The organism is Leclercia sp. W17 (assembly GCF_003336325.1).
Lineage (GTDB): Bacteria > Pseudomonadota > Gammaproteobacteria > Enterobacterales > Enterobacteriaceae > Enterobacter.
In genome coordinates this window covers 752,056-769,183 of sequence record NZ_CP031101.1, presented here as the reverse complement: position 1 = coordinate 769,183, position 17,128 = coordinate 752,056, and the positions used below count along the sequence as shown (strand labels likewise).

Genomic DNA, 17,128 nt, shown 5'->3' with positions numbered 1-17,128 from the left:
AACATGAACCTTAAGCTGCAGCTTAAAATCTTGTCGTTTCTGCAGTTCTGTCTGTGGGGGAGCTGGCTAACCACGCTCGGCTCCTACATGTTTGTCACCCTGAAATTCGATGGTGCTTCCATCGGCGCGGTCTATAGCTCGCTGGGCATTGCCGCGGTATTTATGCCGACCCTGCTCGGGATCGTGGCGGACAAATGGATCAGTGCGAAATGGCTTTACGCCCTCTGCCACCTGGTGGGCGCGGCCACGCTGTTTATGGCCGCGGGCGTAACCACGCCGGGGGCGATGTTTGTGGTGATCCTGCTTAACTCGCTGGCCTATATGCCAACGCTTGGGCTTGTGAACACCATCTCCTACTATCGCCTGAAAACGGCGGGCCTGGACATCGTGACCGACTTCCCGCCGATCCGTATCTGGGGCACCATCGGCTTTATTATGGCGATGTGGGCGGTGAGCTTCTCCGGCTTTGAGCTGAGCCATATGCAGCTCTATATCGGCGCGGCGCTCTCCATCGTGCTGGTGCTGTTCACCCTGACCCTGCCGCACATTCCGGTCTCTAACCAGCAGAAAAACCAGAGCTGGAGCTCCATGCTTGGCCTGGATGCGTTCGCGCTGTTTAAAAACAAACGCATGGCGATCTTCTTCATCTTCTCCATGCTGCTGGGTGCGGAGCTGCAGATCACCAACATGTTCGGCAACACCTTCCTGCACAGCTTCGATAACGATCCGATGTTCTCCGGGAGCTTTATCGTTGAACACGCGTCGGTGATGATGTCCATTTCGCAGATCTCCGAAACGCTGTTCATTCTGACCATCCCGTTCTTCCTGAGCCGCTACGGTATCAAGAACGTCATGATGATCAGTATCTTCGCGTGGATGCTGCGCTTCGGTCTGTTCGCCTACGGCGACCCGTCAGCCTTCGGTACCGTTCTGCTGGTGCTGTCGATGATTGTCTACGGCTGTGCGTTCGACTTCTTCAACATCTCCGGCTCCGTGTTTGTCGAGAAAGAGGTACGTCCGGAAATCCGCGCCAGCGCCCAGGGTATGTTCCTGATGATGACCAACGGCTTCGGCTGTATTCTCGGCGGCGTGGTGAGCGGTAAGGTTGTAGAAATGTATACCACCAACGGTATTACCGACTGGCAGCCGGTGTGGCTGATCTTTGCAGGCTACTCGCTGGTACTGGCCTTCGCATTCATGGTGCTGTTCAAGTACAAACATGTTCGTACCCCAACAGGCGTACAGACCGTCGCACATTAATCTGTGAACTCCCCCTCCCTGCGGAGGGGGATTTTTTTTACTTCAGAACATATCCGTACAAACGCTTAATCCCGTCCGCATCCTTTTCGCTGTATACACCCTGCAGTTCCGGAGAAAAACCGGGTAACAGATTGACGCCCTCTTCCAGCGCCAGGAAGTAACGTTGCACCGCCCCGCCCCACAGTTCGCCCGGCACCACGCACAGCACCCCTGGCGGGTATGGCAATGCCCCTTCCGCCGCGATACGCCCTTCGGCTTCGCTGATGCGCACCAGCTCGACGTCACCGCGAATAAAGGCCTGGTTAGCATCCTGCGGGTTCATCGCCACGGTAGGCAGGCTCTCTTTGCGGAACATCGCCTTTTGCAGATCCTTCACGTCAAAGCTGACATACAGATCGTGCATCTCCTGGCAAAGCTGACGCAACGTGTAGTCGCGGTAGCGCACCGGATATTTGTTCCAGATGGTTGGCAGGACATCTGCCAGTGGGGTGTCATCTTCAATATGCTGTTCAAACTGGCCCAGCATCGCCACCAGTTGCGCCATCTTCTCGGCGCTCTCCGCCGGGGTGAGCAGGAAGAGAATGGAGTTGAGATCGCACTTCTCCGGAACAATGCCTTTCTCGCGCAGGTAGTGCGCCAGAATGGTCGCCGGGATGCCAAAGTCGGTGTACTCCCCACTTTCCGCATCGATGCCCGGCGTGGTCAGCAGCAGCTTGCACGGGTCGACAAAGTACTGCTCTTCGGCATACCCCTCAAAGCCGTGCCATTTCGCCCCCGGTTCAAAGCTGAAGAAACGCAGCTCGCTGGCAATCGCATGGGTAGGATGATCCTGCCACGGACGCCCGGCCACCACCGGCGGGATAAACGGCTTAATCATCTTGCAGTTGGCGATAATCGCCTTGCGCGCTTCGATGCCCATCTCAACGCATTCGGCCCACAGCCGCCGTCCGCTCTCCCCTTCGTGGATTTTGGCGTTAACGTCAAGGGCCGCAAACAGCGGATAGAACGGGCTGGTGGAGGCGTGCAGCATAAAGGCATTATTCAGGCGCTTATGCGGGCAGAAACGCGCCTGACCGCGGATATGGTTATCCTTTTTGTGGATCTGAGAGGTCTGGGAGAACCCGGCCTGCTGTTTATGTACCGACTGAGTGACAAAGATCCCCGGATCGTTCTCGTTGAGATCCAGCAGCAGCGGGGAGCTGTCCGCCATCATTGGGATAAACTGTTCGTAGCCTACCCACGCCGAGTCGAAGAGGATGTAGTCGCACAGTTGGCCAATCTTGTCGATCACCTGACGGGCATTATAGATAGTGCCGTCATAGGTGCCGAGCTGGATCACCGCCAGGCGGAACGGGCGCGCCTCATGGGCTTTTTCCGGCGCTACTTCGCGGATCAGCTCCCGCAGGTACGTCTCGTCAAAACAACGGTCATCAATGCCGCCAATAAAACCAAACGGGTTACGCGCCGCTTCAAGGTAAACCGGCGTGGCGCCCGCCTGGATCAGCGCACCATGATGGTTGGACTTATGGTTGTTGCGGTCAAACAGCACCAGATCGCCACGAGTCAGCAGCGCGTTGGTTACAACCTTGTTGGCGGCAGAAGTACCATTAAGAACGAAATAAGTCTTGTCAGCGTTGAAGACTTTCGCCGCGAACTTTTGCGCATGTTTGGCAGACCCTTCGTGGATCAGCAGATCGCCGAGCTTCACGTCGGCGTTGCACATATCGGCACGAAAGACGTTCTCGCCAAAGAAATCGAAAAACTGACGGCCAGCGGGATGCTTCTTAAAGAATGCGCCGTGCTGGTGTCCAGGACAGGCAAAGGTGCTGTTGTCCATCGCCACATACTGTCTGAGGGTGTCGAAAAACGGCGGCAGCAGGTTCTCTTCGTAACGACAGGCCGCCGCTTCCAGCTCTAACCACTCCTGTGCCTTGCCGTCGATTACCGCATCGACACCCGCAGGCGCTTCTACCGGCTCTGGTGAGAAGAGATAAACAGGTAAATGAAAACCGGTGCGTTTCAGCAATGCGAGAATGCCGCTGCGGCTTTCAGCGACGGTAATGACGACTGCCGCCACATCCGTAAAATCGGTGTTATCCAGCGTCACCACTTCCCGGTGCGTGGATAAGGCGGAGGCCAGCTCACGGCTGACGGCAATTTTCATTGATTTCATAAGCGCAAATACCCGTGCAAGGCGAGAAAAAGCCCCGGACAGGGAGTCCCCCTGCCCAACGAATGTGTCTGACCGGAGTTCAGCTCCGACCGCCAGACATCAGTAAAAACAGAACGCGTCTGGTTTTACTGTTGTCCTGCAGTGAGCCTGCGTTACCCTCACCGCATGGTGAGCGTAGAATAGATTGTGTCGATACGGCCAGCCATTCGCGCAGCGAGAGAGAGTCTGTTCATGGGCGGCCCCGTATCTGAGAGGAGAAAATTCGCGCAATAATGTCACCTTTCGCCAGGGGGCGCAAGGAGGAATCATTATGCAGAAAACGGGATTAAACTTGGCGATTACTCACTGAAAAGAGTAATAATAATGCAATATCAATGATTAAATAACAGGAGTTCATAGTGGTTACAGGACCGTTCATTAATGCCGGAGCCGTGCTGTTGGGCGGCGTACTTGGCGCCGTGCTTAGCCAGCGATTACCGGAGCGTATTCGCTCCTCCATGCCCTCAATCTTCGGCCTTGCCTCTATGGGGATTGGCATTCTGCTGGTCATCAAGTGCGCCAACCTGCCGGTAATGGTGCTGGCAACGCTGCTTGGGGCGCTGATCGGCGAGTTTTGTTATCTGGAAAAAGGAATTAACGACGCCGTCGGCAAAGCGAAAAATCTGCTCGCACGGGGTAAACAGAAAGGCGGTGGTCACGATGCCTATATCCAGAACTATGTCGCCATCATTATTCTGTTTTGCGCCAGCGGCACGGGGATTTTTGGCGCAATGCACGAAGGGATGACCGGCGACCCCAGCATTCTTATCGCTAAATCCTTCCTGGATTTCTTTACTGCAACGATTTTTGCAACCACCCTGGGTATCGCGGTTTCCGCGATTTGCTTGCCGATGCTGCTTATCCAGCTTGCACTTGCAACCTGCGCCACGCTGATACTCCCACTGACCACCCCGGCGATGATGGCTGACTTTACGGCCGTCGGCGGCCTGCTGCTGCTGGCGACAGGGCTGCGGATCTGCGGTATCAAAATGTTTGCAGTAGTGAATATGCTGCCTGCGCTGGTGCTCGCTATGCCGCTCTCTGCCCTGTGGACAGCTTTTTTTGCCTGATATTGCAGCAAAGTGGCGACAGAGTGTGCGGTCAGTAGCGAAATCAACAAATTTCGTTGACGGCAGAAGGCAGATCGGGTTTAATGCGCCCCGTTGCCCGGATAGCTCAGTCGGTAGAGCAGGGGATTGAAAATCCCCGTGTCCTTGGTTCGATTCCGAGTCCGGGCACCACTCATTTAGAACCCTCGCTTCGGCGGGGGTTTTTGCATTATGAGTCAACAACTTGTTGGTTTACCAGTAGTTACCTCTCTTTAATTTCCTCCGGCCCCGCTTCCCGGTGGTACAGAAAGGTGGTACAAAATGGGCATTATGATACAGCCAACAAAGAACCGTTTCGGCGTTTACCTTGTCCGTAAGGCCGTCCCCAAACATCTGCAAGGCATCCTCAATAAACGTGAAATCAAGCTAACCCTTGAGACAAAAGACGTGAAGGAGGCCAGAGAGCGTGCGCCCGCAAAAATCATCCAGATAGATATGACGCTCAAACTGGCTGAAAAACAACTTGAAGCCGACCAGTCGCTGACTGACGCGAATATCGAGCTGATTGCCAGTGTATGGGTTTCAAAGACCATGCAAAACGATGAACTTATCCGTGAGCGTTACATCGTTGAAGATCAGCTAGATGGTAAAACGGGCCTGTTCCACTCGCCGGAAAACCAGATAATCCACGATTGGCTGGAAGACCGCGTACGTAAGCCCCGCTACAAGTCACCGACATGGCAGGAAGAGCGTGACGTATCAATCTGTAAACTGATGGTTGTAGAGCTGGATGAAGCCCTCGAATATACACCCATCGTTCTCACCCCAGTCTGGCAAATCCGTCTGGCATGGAGACTGGCTGAACGACGCAGTGACCTGACGAATGCTTATCTCCTGAATATTCGCCCTCGGCTCTACGCCAAAAGCAAAGGGCTGGATGCACTACCTGTTGAGAGCCACAAAAGCCTCACCTTCGCAGACCTTTTCGAACGCTATAAAGAACACGTTCAACGCCATGAGCCACTACGGGCAGAAAGCCGGATTATCGCCTATACGACATCGGCAAATCGCTTCATCGAATTTATCGGTAAGAAGGCCGCTGAGGACATCACCGTTGCCGACATCGCCGACTTCCGCAATCTGATCGAAAAGTTGCCATCCCGGCCGTCGAAAGCGGTACGAGTACTGCCGCTGCACAAACAGGTAGACGCCGAAGGGGAAAAAATCAGCCCTACCCGCGTCGAGAATATCCTTAAAGAACTGTCGTCAGTCTTTCGGGTCGCGGTAGAGGACGGCAAGCTCACCGATAACCCGCTCGGCAAACTGAAGAAACGTAAGACCGTCGCTGGCCCTGCAATCGTGCGGTCTTTCAGCCGCGATGAAATCCGCCGAATCTTCTCCCTGCCCGTCTTCCACGGTGAGGAAACACCACACGGTGCTATGGCTTACTGGATACCAATAATCCTGTACTACTCAGGTGCTCGCGTTGAAGAAATCGCTCAGCTCCGTAAAGGTGACATAGTGGAAGTAGACGGTACTCCCTGCTTCAGGCTGGCGATGGGTGAAGGTCAGTCGATCAAGATGGGCAACACACGGCAGTTCCCGATACACAGCCACCTGATTGAGCTGGGCTTCCTTGATTTCGTGCGGTCCAGTCCCTATCAGCTCTTTGTCGATAAGTCGGAAGTGAACCGGAAATACTCCTACAACTATGGCCGCTGGTGGGGCAATTACATTCGTGAGAACGGCCTGACGCGGGAAGGCATCAAGCCTACCCACAGCTTCCGCCACTCTCTCGTTACCCTGTTCCGCGATCTGGATGTACGTGAGGAAATTCAGGACAGCATCCTCGGGCATAACGAAAACTCACCCGACAGAGCGAAAGCCAGTCACGGCTACGGGGAGAAGAGTGTGGTAGCCCAACGTCGCGCCATCGAGCAAATCCCGAGGCTGAACCTTCAGCGGAGCACTTAACCGTTCGTGACAATCCGGGCATCCCTGCCCGGAGAATCAGAAGTGATAAACCTGCGTTTTACGCTGGGAGTGGTCGGTGACGGTAGCCTTAACGGGTTGCCCGTCGAGGATACGGATCAGTTCACGCATGATGAAATCTGCCTGGTAATGGGATAGCTGGTTCCGGTAGATTAAATCAGGGATGTGCCGGGTCATAGCACGGGTAACCATAGCAGGAAGGCTGTCCAGTTCAATGTCAACCGCACAGCTATGGTCTTTGCCGAAGTGTTTCGGACGATCAATGATCAGATTGAGTAAATTCATAGCTTTTCCTGTTAGTGCCAATTCTTAGCCTATTTTCCTAAAGTCCTCATAGAGATCTTACTTTAATAGTTTAGCTGGAAGGCTGAATATTCAGCACCAGCCCCTCAGGGGAAGTCCTTCCTTGTATCAGTACCAGAAATTCTGTATCTTTTTTCGAAATGGCTGATGGTATATCGAGCGATATTACTATGAGCAAATCAGAGACTTTTTGTAGGTTCGATGCTAAGGTTCCTTCCTACCGCTGAATAAATATTATGGCAGGCTATTATCTCTATTTTTTAAGGGGGTTCTATGAGTGATGAAAACGATGTTTATCTACCGCCCGATGCTGATGAAGATAAACGGAAATATTTTGAAGAGAGATTCGAGACCGCCTTAAAACAGATTAATTATAAAAAATTTGCGGTGATGGATGAAGAATTTAGTTCAGTACCGGTTGAACCTCCATTCGATGCAGAGCCAATTTTCTTCAGTTATATATCACCTTTGCTGAAAAAATGTGAATCTAGGACTGGTAAGTACGTACCCTTAGAGTCTGCTCTTGAGGTCCTCTCTATAATCGCCATGTTTTTAGATAATGATGAGTGGGAGTTAAATAAGGACATGAAAAAGTATTTATCTTCGCGACTCAAAGAGACTGTTAATAAGAAAGGGAGTAACATACAAAAAGCATTTCATTTAAGAAAGAGCGATGGTGATGAGATAAAACATAAAAAAGATGCAGAGATAGGACGGTATATATTATTCAGAATGAGGTTTTCCGAACGGATGTACAGTAGTCTTCAAATAACTCATCCAGACAAAGTCTTTAATGGAATGCTTTCTGACGAGTTGGAAAATATTTTTGAATTTAAAAATGCAGATAAAAAGAAAATCGATAGATATATCGAAGTGGCACTGATGGAAGGTGGACTCTTTGGTTATGAAAGGCATTGTGATTTTTTAAGTCACAACAATGAACTACTTAAAAAGTACTGGAAGTATTCACAATGGGAGTTGAAGGAAACAACAAATAAAAACAAATCTGGGCGAGATCTTAGAATACAGAGTATTCAATGGATTAAGGATGTATTGAAGCACTCTAAATGAAATTATGTATGTCAAGTTTTTTCTGATGGCATTTTACCGTTACGGCTATATGCCACCTCTCTTCGATAGACATCACATAGAAAACTTCAATAAGATTTCGTTCGAGTTGCGGGGCCTTCCTGCTGCCACAATGAGGGGATCAATATGCTAAGTAACAAAATGAATTTCTTAGAGAAAGTTGGTGCATTTAATAAGATCACTTCCATCGAGGAAAAGTGCGAATACGTTTATGTATTACTCAAGGATATCATCCATGTTGAGGACGGGCATGTGATTTACAGTGAAGAACATGACAACTATCAGTTTTTCTCTAGAAGTGGGTACTGTACCATGCGCCTTGTGATGAGCCCTTACGGAAGCTTTGAGCATTTCGAACTGACCTGCAATTAACTATACAATATCGCATTGACTTCACCCGCAAGGGGGAACGTCAAATCCCCCTTGCGAAAGTCATGCGGGGAGTCAATATGAATATTGAAGAGCATAACGAAAATGCACTAATCGGAGCATTACAGTTAGGAATAGATCATGGTATTGCCGCAGAGGATGCTGAATTAAAGGCAGTCGATACCGACCACCCCAGATTTAAGGATGCATCTGATAAACCAAACGAGACCAGCGGTTATTTCAATATATATGGTGATGAAGAAGGTAAGATTCACAGGATATACATTAATAGCTTTCATGAGGGGTTGGGTGAGGCAATATGGAATAGTCATAGCCTGCATTCATTAATACCAGAAGAACAGCAGGGAAAGATTAATGAGCTGAAAATGCTAAAGGAAAAACGGATACAGGAAAAAGATAGTCTATTTATTGAAAACCGTATTGAACTAGCTAATCATCTTAAATTACTACCGCAAGCATCACCACAGCATCCTTATTTGTTAAAGAAGCAAGTGTCGGGTAATGGCCTTTTAATGGATGGCAATGAGTTAATCATTCCTATTCATTATTACGGAGGAGCGTTTGTTAATGCTCAGCGTATTTTTCCTGATGGAACCAAATATTTCTTTAAGGATTGCGGAAAGAAAGGTGCCTGCCATGTTATTCAGGGTGATGACAGCACCATTTTAATTGCTGAGGGATATGCAACAACGGCGTCCTGCTTTGATGCCACGGGATATACATCCGTCATGGCGATCGACTGCGGGAATATTTACCCGGTTGTCGAGTCTGTTCGCTTACATACAAAGGCTCCAATCGTCATTGTTGCCGATAACGATAAATATAAGGAGAAAAACGCAGGGGTAGAGGCTGCTGAAAAGGTCGCAAAAGCATTTGAGGGGGTATCCGTTTTCATTCCTGAATTTCAGGACGAGGCGAGTAAACCCACTGATGCCAACGATCTGATGCTACTGGAGGGTATGGACGAGCTGAAGAGGCAACTGGGGCCCGTTATCGCTCATGCCAGAATGGGAATTCCATCCAGCTTCTTCTTCTTGAATGGCTGGCTGTGTCAGAAGCGGGAGTCCGGTAGCACAAAGGTTAGTACTGCTATTTACCCTGTCGCGTTGTCACGTGATAAGGCGAGTGAAGACTGGGGATTAGTCCTTCAGTTTGCAGATATGGATAACCATACGCACCAGTTTGCATTACCGAGGGCTGCGTTAGTTAAAGATCTTTCAGTCGTACTTGAGCCGTTGATCTCGCGTGGGCTGCAATATGACCCCGCAGAGACCAGGTCCCTTTTGAGTTACATCAATACTGTCCAGCCAGTAGACCGGGCCAGGAGCGTATCGCAAACGGGCTGGTTCGGTGATGTTTACGTGCTTCCTGATGAGGCGATAGGTGCATCCAGCGAGACGGTAATTTATCAATCGCTTGCTGGGACCCCCCCAGGCTATCAGCAGTCAGGTAGCCTGGAGGACTGGCAGCAAGGCGTTGCAGCTAAGTGTGTCGGCAACAGTCGGTTAGTTCTGATGGTTGCTGCAGGGCTTGCCGGGCCGCTGCTGGAACTGGACAGTTCACTTGAATCGGGTGGGTTTCATATCCGTAGTGAGAGCAGCCGGGGGAAGTCAACAGGTCTTCGGGTTTGTAAGTCTGTCTGGGGGGCCCCGGATAAGCTCGTAACGTGGCGTGCCACTTCGAACGGGCTGGAAGGTGTTTGCTTTGCTCATAACGATGCGACGCTGGTGATTGATGAGTTAGGGCAGATGGCGGATGAAAACCCGGCTGAGGCGGCTATGACGGTCTACATGGTTGCTAATGGGTCGAGTAAGGCGCGGGCAAACCGGACGGGAGGTGCAGCAGCGATTAAAACGTGGCGTTTAATCTTCATGTCAGCGGGTGAGGTATCTCTGTCGAACCTGATGGAACAGCATGGTAAGAAGGTTAAAGCCGGGCAGGAAGTGCGTTTTATCGATATTCCGGCAGATGCTGGTAAGGGGTTGGGGCTGTTTGAGGAACTCCATGGTTACAATGACGGTGCCAGCTTCGCCGAGGCTCTGAACCGTGACAGTAAGAGCTTCTATGGTACGGCTGCCCGTGCATTTCTGGGGCTGCTTACGGCGGATAAGGCTGGATTCACCGCCAGGCTCAAGTGTCTGATGGCTGAATTTCTTGCTCATGTGCCAGAGGGGGCAGATGGTCAGATCAAACGTGCCGCTAACCGCTTTGCTCTCGTGGCTGCTGCTGGTGAGTTGGCCCGGGAGATCACCGGATGGCCGGAGGGTGAATCTTCCCGTGGCGTTAAGGCTTGCTTCGATAGTTGGCTGGCCGGACGTGGGGAAGGCTCCCATGAATCAAACCAGGCCATTGAGTCCGTTAAGGCCCAATTGCTGACATGGGGTGACTCGCGTTTTGGACAGGTAACAAATTGTCCTGTATGGGAGTAAAAACCGAGCGTGATTTCTGGGTTTACCCTGCCGCTTTCAGGGATGAGTTGTGCCGAGGACTAGACCACCGAAATGTTGCTAAGGTGCTGCATGAAAATGATTTTCTTCCTGGTACAGCAGCGATAACAAGACGAATACCCGGCGGGGGTACTCGTAAGGTCTATGTCATTTCGGGGAGGCTTCTGGGGGATGGACCAGAGACGACAGAGCCAGCACAGAGTGACGAACCACAATACACCGTGTAATACACTGGGGGCTCTGCCCCCTTTGTTACTTTGTTACGATTGCTCAGCATGGGCGGTAACAGAGAAATCGTTGATATGACGGCGTGTGACGCTGTTACTTTTGTTACCGTTAAAAAACATCAAGTTGGGATCCCGCCAGCCATTCTGTTGTCAGAATAGACGAAGTAGCTAAGTTCACTATACCACTACAAAGGGCTTTTTTTGTCTATGCTATTAAAACACATTGATTAAATGTAACGGGATGTATGCAAATGTCACATCTACCATATGCAACCACACCACTAGGGAAGGTGCGAATAAGCAGGTCATTTCTTCCCAAGCTGACTCGCTGATTAAAATTTCGCGGATCTGGGCCGATTTTTTTCCCGCAAACACATCGAATCAGCCTATTTAGGCTATTTTTTCCACCATTTCTGGCGTTATTTCCGGTTTTTACTGAGATCTCTCCCACTGACGTATCATTTGGTCCACCCGAAACAGGTTGGCCAGGGTGAATAACATCGCCAGTTGGTTATCGTTTTTCAGCAGCCCCTTGTATCTGGCTTTCACGAAGCCGAACTGCCGCTTGATGATGCGAAACGGGTGCTCCACCCTGGCACGGATGCTGGCTTTCATGTATTCGATGTTGATGGCCGTTTTGTTCTTGCGCGGATGCTGCTTCAAGGTTTTTACCCTGCCGGGACGCTCGGCGATCAGCCAGTCCACATCCACCTCGGCCAGCTCCTCGCGCTGTGGCGCTCCTTGGTAGCCGGCATCGGCTGAGACAAATTGCTCCTCTCCATGAAGCAGATTACCCAGCTGATTGAGGTCATGCTCGTTGGCCGCGGTGGTGACTAGGCTGTGGGTCAGGCCACTCTTGGCATCGACACCAATGTGGGCCTTCATGCCAAAGTGCCACTGATTGCCTTTCTTGGTCTGATGCATCTCCGGATCGCGTTGCTGCTCTTTGTTCTTGGTAGAGCTGGGTGCCTCAATGATGGTGGCATCCACCAAAGTGCCTTGGGTCATCATGACGCCTGCTTCGGCCAGCCAGCGATTGATGGTCTTGAACAATTGACGGGCCAGTTGATGCTGCTCGAGCAGGTGGCGGAAATTCATGATGGTGGTGCGATCCGGCAGGGCGCTATCCAGGGATAATCGGGCAAACAGGCGCATGGAGGCGATTTCGTACAGGGCATCTTCCATGGCACCGTCGCTCAGGTTGTACCAATGCTGCATGCAGTGAATACGCAGCATGGTCTCCAGCGGATAGGGCCGTCGGCCATTGCCCGCCTTGGGATAAAACGGCTCGATGACAGCGGTCATATTCTGCCATGGCAGAATCTGCTCCATGCGGGAGAGGAAAATCTCTTTTCGGGTCTGACGGCGCTTAGTGCTGAATTCACTATCGGCGAAGGTGAGTTGATGGCTCATGATGTCCCTCTGGGATGCGCTCCGGATGAATATGATGATCTCATATCAGGAACTTGTTCGCACCTTCCCAAGGTATGCTCGCTCCCTGGTCTTGAGTTCAGGTCTAAATCTTGTGAGTGAAAATTAAACACTCATACGTCCACCCAGTTTTATTTACTGTGTTGTTAGCCAATATATTGGATACTATGCCCAAGTGACTCAACTCTGAATTCTGTATCTTGAAGTCACTTGGAGATATGGCAATAGTGCATTATTGAAGGAAATAGGTAATGAGTAAAAAAATGACCATGGCTGAGATTTCAAGGCAGCTTGGAATTTCAACAATGACTGTGTCGCGTTACTTTAATGGCGGTTATGTCTCGGAAGAGAACCGCCTTAAAATTGATGCCATCGTCAAAGAGAGTCATTACACGCCTAATATATTTGCTCGCTCCATTCGTAGCCAATCCAATATTATTGGTTTCATCGCGCCTCGTATTGAGTCATATACGACCAGTTTAGTGATTAAAGGGGCGCTGGCTGCTGCCAATGAATCACAAGTACGAATGCTGTTTCATGCCACAGGGTTTAACCATGAGTCAGAATGCCAAGCTGTGAGAGAGTTTAACGGCTTAAATGCATTGGGCACGATTATTATTGCGTCAAAGCACAGTGTCGAAGAGACTTTTTATCGAACCTTAGACAATGTGGTATTTATTGGCAAAAATACCCCCCACCATTGCTGTTTATATTACCCCGATCATGCAGCGATTAAAGCCCTCGTCTCCCACACCATCACTCAGTTAAAACAGCAGCAGGCACCGCTGGCTGCCGTACATTATATTTATGATGAGCGTATGCTTTCTAGCCGCACTAAGTTGATGCAAGCCACTATTACCGACACCGTCCCTGAGTTGAATTTATCACTACAAGCCCTAGCCAACTCGGAGGACAAAGCTGGCTATCAGGCCGTTCAATTACAGCCTAATCATGTCTACTTTTGTGCCACCGATAATATTGCCATTCGTTTATATCGTCGCGCCAAAGAACAGCAACTCAAGATCGGTCATAACGTATGGATTGTAGGCATGGGTGACTATGACTACAGCGATTTGTTAGTCCCGAGCCTGACGACTGTCGCTTTTAACTACTATCAAGTGGGCTACCAAGCTGTCAAAAAATTGCTCAAGCGCGATTTCAGTTCTGTTGAAGGCACATTCGACATAAAGATGAGAGAAAGCTCACAATTCCTCTGAAATTGTGTTGAGTCCAAATCGGTTCTACTTAACTATATGTGTTAACGATAACGCATATAGTATAACCGATGACACTCGCTCCTAATATGCACTCAAAACCACTCGCGTGGTGGAAGAAAGCAACCGCCTACCAAATTTATCCCCGTAGTTTTTATGATACAAACCAGGACGGTATTGGTGACATCAATGGCATCATTGCTAAGCTCGATTATCTTGCTGATTTGGGCATTGATTTAATATGGATTTGCCCATTCTATGCATCACCTAATGATGATAACGGGTACGATATTAGTGACTATCAAGCGATTCATCCTGACTTTGGAACCCTTGAGGATGTGGATGAACTAATCAGTGCTGCTCATAAACGTGGCATTCGCATTATTATGGATTTAGTGATCAACCACACTAGCGACGAGCACCCATGGTTCATTGAATCTCGAGATAACAAAAATAGCCCTAAGCGCGATTGGTATATTTGGCGTGATGGTTGTGAGCCTACCGCTGAAAAACCGACTTGCGACCCAAACAACTGGGAAAGTATTTTTCATGGCAGTGCATGGGAATATGATAAAAAAACTGCACAGTACTACTTGCACCTATTTTCAAAAAAACAACCTGATCTGAATTGGGAAAATCCTGAAGTTAAACAAACACTATTTAAAATGATTTATTGGTGGTTGGAGCGTGGTATTGATGGCTTCCGTGTGGATGCAATTAGCCATATTCAGAAACAACCAGGTTTACCTTCTTTACCCAATCCAAAGGGTGAAAAGTATGTCTCTTCGTTTGATTATCATATGAATGTGGCAGGGATTGAAAAACATCTGCATGAGTTAAAAGAGCAGGCGTTTGATCCCTTTAACATAGTGACAGTTGGTGAGGCTAATGGGGTGACTGCCGACAATGCATTACTTTGGGTTGCCGAAGCGACCGAACACGATCAAGGCGGTGTTTTCAACATGATTTTTCAGTTTGAACACATGAAGCTATGGTCGGAAGAACAAAGCAACGTGCCTTTAGATCTAGTGGAGTTCAAACGCATTTTATCGCGTTGGCAAGATGCATTAGAAGGTAAAGGCTGGAATGCGCTTTATTTAGAAAACCACGATCAAGCTCGTAGCATTGATACTTTTGCCGACCCTACCTCTAGGTATGCCAGTGCTACCGCGTTAGCGAGTTGTTATTTCTTGATGAAAGGAACTCCGTTTATTTATCAGGGCCAAGAGATTGGTATGGTAAATCATCAGTTTACTTCTCTTGATGAATTTAATGATGTGTCTGCTAGAAATTTAATTCAAAAGCTATCTCAACAAGGTCAAAGCGATGCAGACATCTTAGCCTTGTTAAATCAAGTATCTCGCGACCACAGTCGCTTGCCAATGCAATGGAATGCGCAGGATTTTGCCGGTTTTTCTGAGGTGCAACCTTGGTTCTCCGTCAATCAACAGTACGCAGATATCAATGTTGAGCAACAACAGAATGATCCAAATTCGATTTTGAGTTTCTATAAGCAGCTGATTGCTCTGCGTAAGTCAAATGTAAGTTTAGTGGTTGGCCGCTATCAATTGCTGCTACCTAACGACCCTAATATCTATGCTTATCAACGTGTTGCACAAGATATGACATGGACCATTATTACCAATTTAAGTCCACAAGAGAGCATCGTTGATATCGACCGCATGCAATTAGGCGAGTTAATGCTTGATAATCAGAATATCAACAATGAACACGTTCGCTCAGATTTTATAGCGACGCAAATTGCCCCACCTTATGCTGCGTATATATTTGCAAGAAAGCACTAAATTATATTTATCGCAGGGCCTTGATAAGGCTACCCTGCATTTAAACCAAGGAATCATTTATGAGTCAGTTACTATCTTTTGATTTTTGGCAACGATTTGGGAAATCCCTTATCGTTGTTATCGCGGTGATGCCAGCCGCTGGTATCATGATATCACTCGGTAAAGTTGTCGCAATGTATGCCGGTGGTATTGGTGCCATTGAAACACTAGGCGCTATTATGGAAAACATAGGCTGGGGGATCATAGTTAATCTTCACCTATTATTTGCTGTCGCTATTGGTGGATCATGGGCTAAAGAACGTGCAGGAGGAGCATTTGCCGCGCTGATCGCCTTCATCTTAATTAACCGTATCACTGGGGTTATATTAGGCGTGGATAACGCTATGCTCAGTGATCCCGAGGCGGTTGTGATGAGCCTATTTGGTTCTGAGCTACCTGTCTCTCAATTCTTCACTAATATTTTGGGTGCTCCTGCTCTAAATATGGGTGTGTTTATCGGTATTATGTCTGGCTATTTAGGTGCCAACTTATTTAACCGTTATCATGACTTCGCTCGCTTACCTCAGGCATTAGCATTTTTCAACGGTAAGCGTTTTGTACCTTTTGTTGTTATTTTCTATTCGATGATTATTGCGTTTGCTTTATCAATCGTATGGCCTTTAATTCAAGGTGCGCTTAATGATTTTGGTCAATGGATTGCAACCTCTAAAGACACTGCGCCGATCACTGCTCCTTTCTTGTATGGTACGTTAGAGCGCTTATTACTGCCATTTGGTTTACACCACACTTTAACTATTCCAATGAATTACACCGAGTTGGGTGGTACTTATGAGCTTTTAACAGGGGTGAATGCGGGGGCAAGTGTTTATGGTCAAGATCCACTATGGCTAGCTTGGGTTAGCGATTTAAATAATCTTAAATTAAGCGATCCGACAACTTACCAACATCTATTAGATACGGTGCATCCAGCACGTTTTAAAGCGGGCCAAGTTATTATCGCAGCGTCTTCATTGATTGGTATTGGACTTGCGATGTATCACTGTGTTGATAGTGATAAGCGCGCACAATACAAGCCAATGTTTTTATCTGCGTGTCTTGCTGTGTTATTAACCGGTGTGACAGAGCCTATTGAATTCATGTTTATGTTTATTGCTCCTGTTTTGTATGTTGCGCATGCGGTATTAACAGGGATTGCATTTGCGTTGGTCGATGTGATGGACCTACGTATACATGCCTTTGGTTTGATTGAGTTACTCACTCGTATACCTATGATGGTTTCAGCGGGAATCGGTGGTGATTTGGTTCGCTTCGCATTGGTTTCTATTGTTTTCTTTGGTGTTAACTATGGATTATTCCGTGTGCTCATTGTCAAATTTAAATTGCCAACACCGGGCCGTATGGGTAACTACCTCGATGAAAGTTCAGAATCCATGTCAGAAGATGAGAAGATGGACATTATTATTCAGAATTTAGGTGGCCGTGCCAATATTGCTGAGATTGATGCTTGTATGACTCGCTTGCGCATTACAGTTAATGACCCGCAGTTGGTTGCTGAATATGCATTATGGAAGCCGACAGGAGCACTTGGTGCTGTAATTAAAGAACAGGGAGTACAAGTTATTTATGGTCCAGGAGTGGATGTCATTAAATCTAGATTAGTTGAGAAGTTTTCAGCACAACCTGAGTAATTCATTCTCTACCCTAGATAA

At 48.6% G+C, this 17,128-nt stretch carries 13 protein-coding genes and 1 tRNA gene; 10 read left to right on the top strand and 4 right to left on the bottom strand.

Annotated features, from left to right (window positions below; all coding sequences use genetic code 11):
- Window positions 1–3: 3 nt before the first annotated feature.
- The gene (locus DVA44_RS03825) at window positions 4–1,260 is read left to right on the top strand and encodes a nucleoside permease (RefSeq protein ID WP_114316813.1); all 1,257 of its coding nucleotides are present in this window, start codon (window positions 4–6) and stop codon (window positions 1,258–1,260) included.
- Window positions 1,261–1,297: 37 nt separating this feature from the next.
- Here DVA44_RS03825 and DVA44_RS03820 read toward each other — a convergent pair whose 3' ends face one another.
- Window positions 1,298–3,433, bottom strand: coding sequence for an ornithine decarboxylase (locus tag DVA44_RS03820; protein WP_103822830.1), 2,136 nt, complete (start codon window positions 3,431–3,433; stop codon window positions 1,298–1,300).
- Between the two features lie 398 nt (window positions 3,434–3,831).
- Between DVA44_RS03820 and DVA44_RS03815 the strand changes: the two genes are divergently transcribed.
- The 3 genes from DVA44_RS03815 to DVA44_RS03805 all read left to right on the top strand — a co-directional run bounded on the left by DVA44_RS03815 (window position 3,832) and on the right by DVA44_RS03805 (window position 6,495).
- Window positions 3,832–4,542 carry a DUF554 domain-containing protein gene (locus DVA44_RS03815; protein ID WP_114316811.1) on the top strand — a complete coding sequence of 237 codons (711 nt, stop codon included), beginning with the start codon at window positions 3,832–3,834 and terminating at the stop codon, window positions 4,540–4,542.
- A 95-nt stretch (window positions 4,543–4,637) separates the two neighbouring features.
- Window positions 4,638–4,713, top strand: a tRNA-Phe gene (locus DVA44_RS03810).
- Window positions 4,714–4,842: 129 nt separating this feature from the next.
- On the top strand, window positions 4,843–6,495 hold the full coding sequence (locus DVA44_RS03805) for a site-specific integrase (protein ID WP_114385770.1): 1,653 nt from the start codon (window positions 4,843–4,845) through the stop codon (window positions 6,493–6,495).
- A gap of 36 nt (window positions 6,496–6,531) precedes the next feature.
- Here DVA44_RS03805 and DVA44_RS03800 read toward each other — a convergent pair whose 3' ends face one another.
- Window positions 6,532–6,798 carry a hypothetical protein gene (locus DVA44_RS03800; RefSeq protein WP_114385769.1) on the bottom strand — a complete coding sequence of 89 codons (267 nt, stop codon included), beginning with the start codon at window positions 6,796–6,798 and terminating at the stop codon, window positions 6,532–6,534.
- 291 nt (window positions 6,799–7,089) lie between these two features.
- On the opposite strand from DVA44_RS03800, the gene DVA44_RS03795 reads away from it, so the two are divergent.
- The 3 genes from DVA44_RS03795 (at window position 7,090) to DVA44_RS03785 (ending at window position 10,724) form a co-directional block, all read left to right on the top strand.
- Window positions 7,090–7,887, top strand: a complete 798-nt coding sequence (locus DVA44_RS03795) for a hypothetical protein (protein WP_114385768.1) — start codon at window positions 7,090–7,092, stop codon at window positions 7,885–7,887.
- Between the two features lie 144 nt (window positions 7,888–8,031).
- Window positions 8,032–8,277, top strand: a complete 246-nt coding sequence (locus DVA44_RS03790) for a hypothetical protein (protein ID WP_114385767.1) — start codon at window positions 8,032–8,034, stop codon at window positions 8,275–8,277.
- Between the two features lie 77 nt (window positions 8,278–8,354).
- Window positions 8,355–10,724, top strand: a complete 2,370-nt coding sequence (locus tag DVA44_RS03785) for a TOPRIM and DUF927 domain-containing protein (protein ID WP_168194448.1) — start codon at window positions 8,355–8,357, stop codon at window positions 10,722–10,724.
- A gap of 450 nt (window positions 10,725–11,174) precedes the next feature.
- Here DVA44_RS03785 and DVA44_RS26195 read toward each other — a convergent pair whose 3' ends face one another.
- The gene (locus DVA44_RS26195) at window positions 11,175–11,420 is read right to left on the bottom strand and encodes a hypothetical protein (protein WP_326929774.1); all 246 of its coding nucleotides are present in this window, start codon (window positions 11,418–11,420) and stop codon (window positions 11,175–11,177) included.
- Window positions 11,402–12,382, bottom strand: a complete 981-nt coding sequence (locus DVA44_RS03775) for an IS5-like element ISKpn26 family transposase (protein ID WP_000019450.1) — start codon at window positions 12,380–12,382, stop codon at window positions 11,402–11,404. The genes DVA44_RS26195 and DVA44_RS03775 overlap by 19 nt, the downstream gene beginning before the upstream one ends.
- Before the next feature lie 269 nt (window positions 12,383–12,651).
- Here DVA44_RS03775 and DVA44_RS03770 point away from each other — a divergent pair, with 269 nt between their 5' ends.
- From DVA44_RS03770 to DVA44_RS03760, 3 genes are all read left to right on the top strand, one after another.
- Complete coding sequence (locus DVA44_RS03770) at window positions 12,652–13,617, top strand: LacI family DNA-binding transcriptional regulator (RefSeq protein WP_045332106.1); 966 nt, start codon at window positions 12,652–12,654, stop codon at window positions 13,615–13,617.
- A 68-nt stretch (window positions 13,618–13,685) separates the two neighbouring features.
- Window positions 13,686–15,419, top strand: coding sequence for an alpha-glucosidase (locus DVA44_RS03765; RefSeq protein WP_114385764.1), 1,734 nt, complete (start codon window positions 13,686–13,688; stop codon window positions 15,417–15,419).
- A 59-nt stretch (window positions 15,420–15,478) separates the two neighbouring features.
- Window positions 15,479–17,107 carry a PTS transporter subunit IIBC gene (locus tag DVA44_RS03760; protein ID WP_045332109.1) on the top strand — a complete coding sequence of 543 codons (1,629 nt, stop codon included), beginning with the start codon at window positions 15,479–15,481 and terminating at the stop codon, window positions 17,105–17,107.
- Window positions 17,108–17,128 lie beyond the last annotated feature (21 nt).

Coding starts and splice junctions, on each gene's coding strand:
- DVA44_RS03800 (WP_114385769.1), bottom strand. CDS start 6,798: ATGAATTTACTCAATCTGATCATTGATCGTCCGAAACACTTCGGCAAA.
- DVA44_RS03795 (WP_114385768.1), top strand. CDS start 7,090: ATGAGTGATGAAAACGATGTTTATCTACCGCCCGATGCTGATGAAGAT.
- DVA44_RS03760 (WP_045332109.1), top strand. CDS start 15,479: ATGAGTCAGTTACTATCTTTTGATTTTTGGCAACGATTTGGGAAATCC.
- DVA44_RS03805 (WP_114385770.1), top strand. CDS start 4,843: ATGGGCATTATGATACAGCCAACAAAGAACCGTTTCGGCGTTTACCTT.
- DVA44_RS03825 (WP_114316813.1), top strand. CDS start 4: ATGAACCTTAAGCTGCAGCTTAAAATCTTGTCGTTTCTGCAGTTCTGT.
- DVA44_RS03765 (WP_114385764.1), top strand. CDS start 13,686: ATGACACTCGCTCCTAATATGCACTCAAAACCACTCGCGTGGTGGAAG.
- DVA44_RS03770 (WP_045332106.1), top strand. CDS start 12,652: ATGAGTAAAAAAATGACCATGGCTGAGATTTCAAGGCAGCTTGGAATT.
- DVA44_RS03820 (WP_103822830.1), bottom strand. CDS start 3,433: ATGAAATCAATGAAAATTGCCGTCAGCCGTGAGCTGGCCTCCGCCTTA.
- DVA44_RS03775 (WP_000019450.1), bottom strand. CDS start 12,382: ATGAGCCATCAACTCACCTTCGCCGATAGTGAATTCAGCACTAAGCGC.
- DVA44_RS03785 (WP_168194448.1), top strand. CDS start 8,355: ATGAATATTGAAGAGCATAACGAAAATGCACTAATCGGAGCATTACAG.
- DVA44_RS03790 (WP_114385767.1), top strand. CDS start 8,032: ATGCTAAGTAACAAAATGAATTTCTTAGAGAAAGTTGGTGCATTTAAT.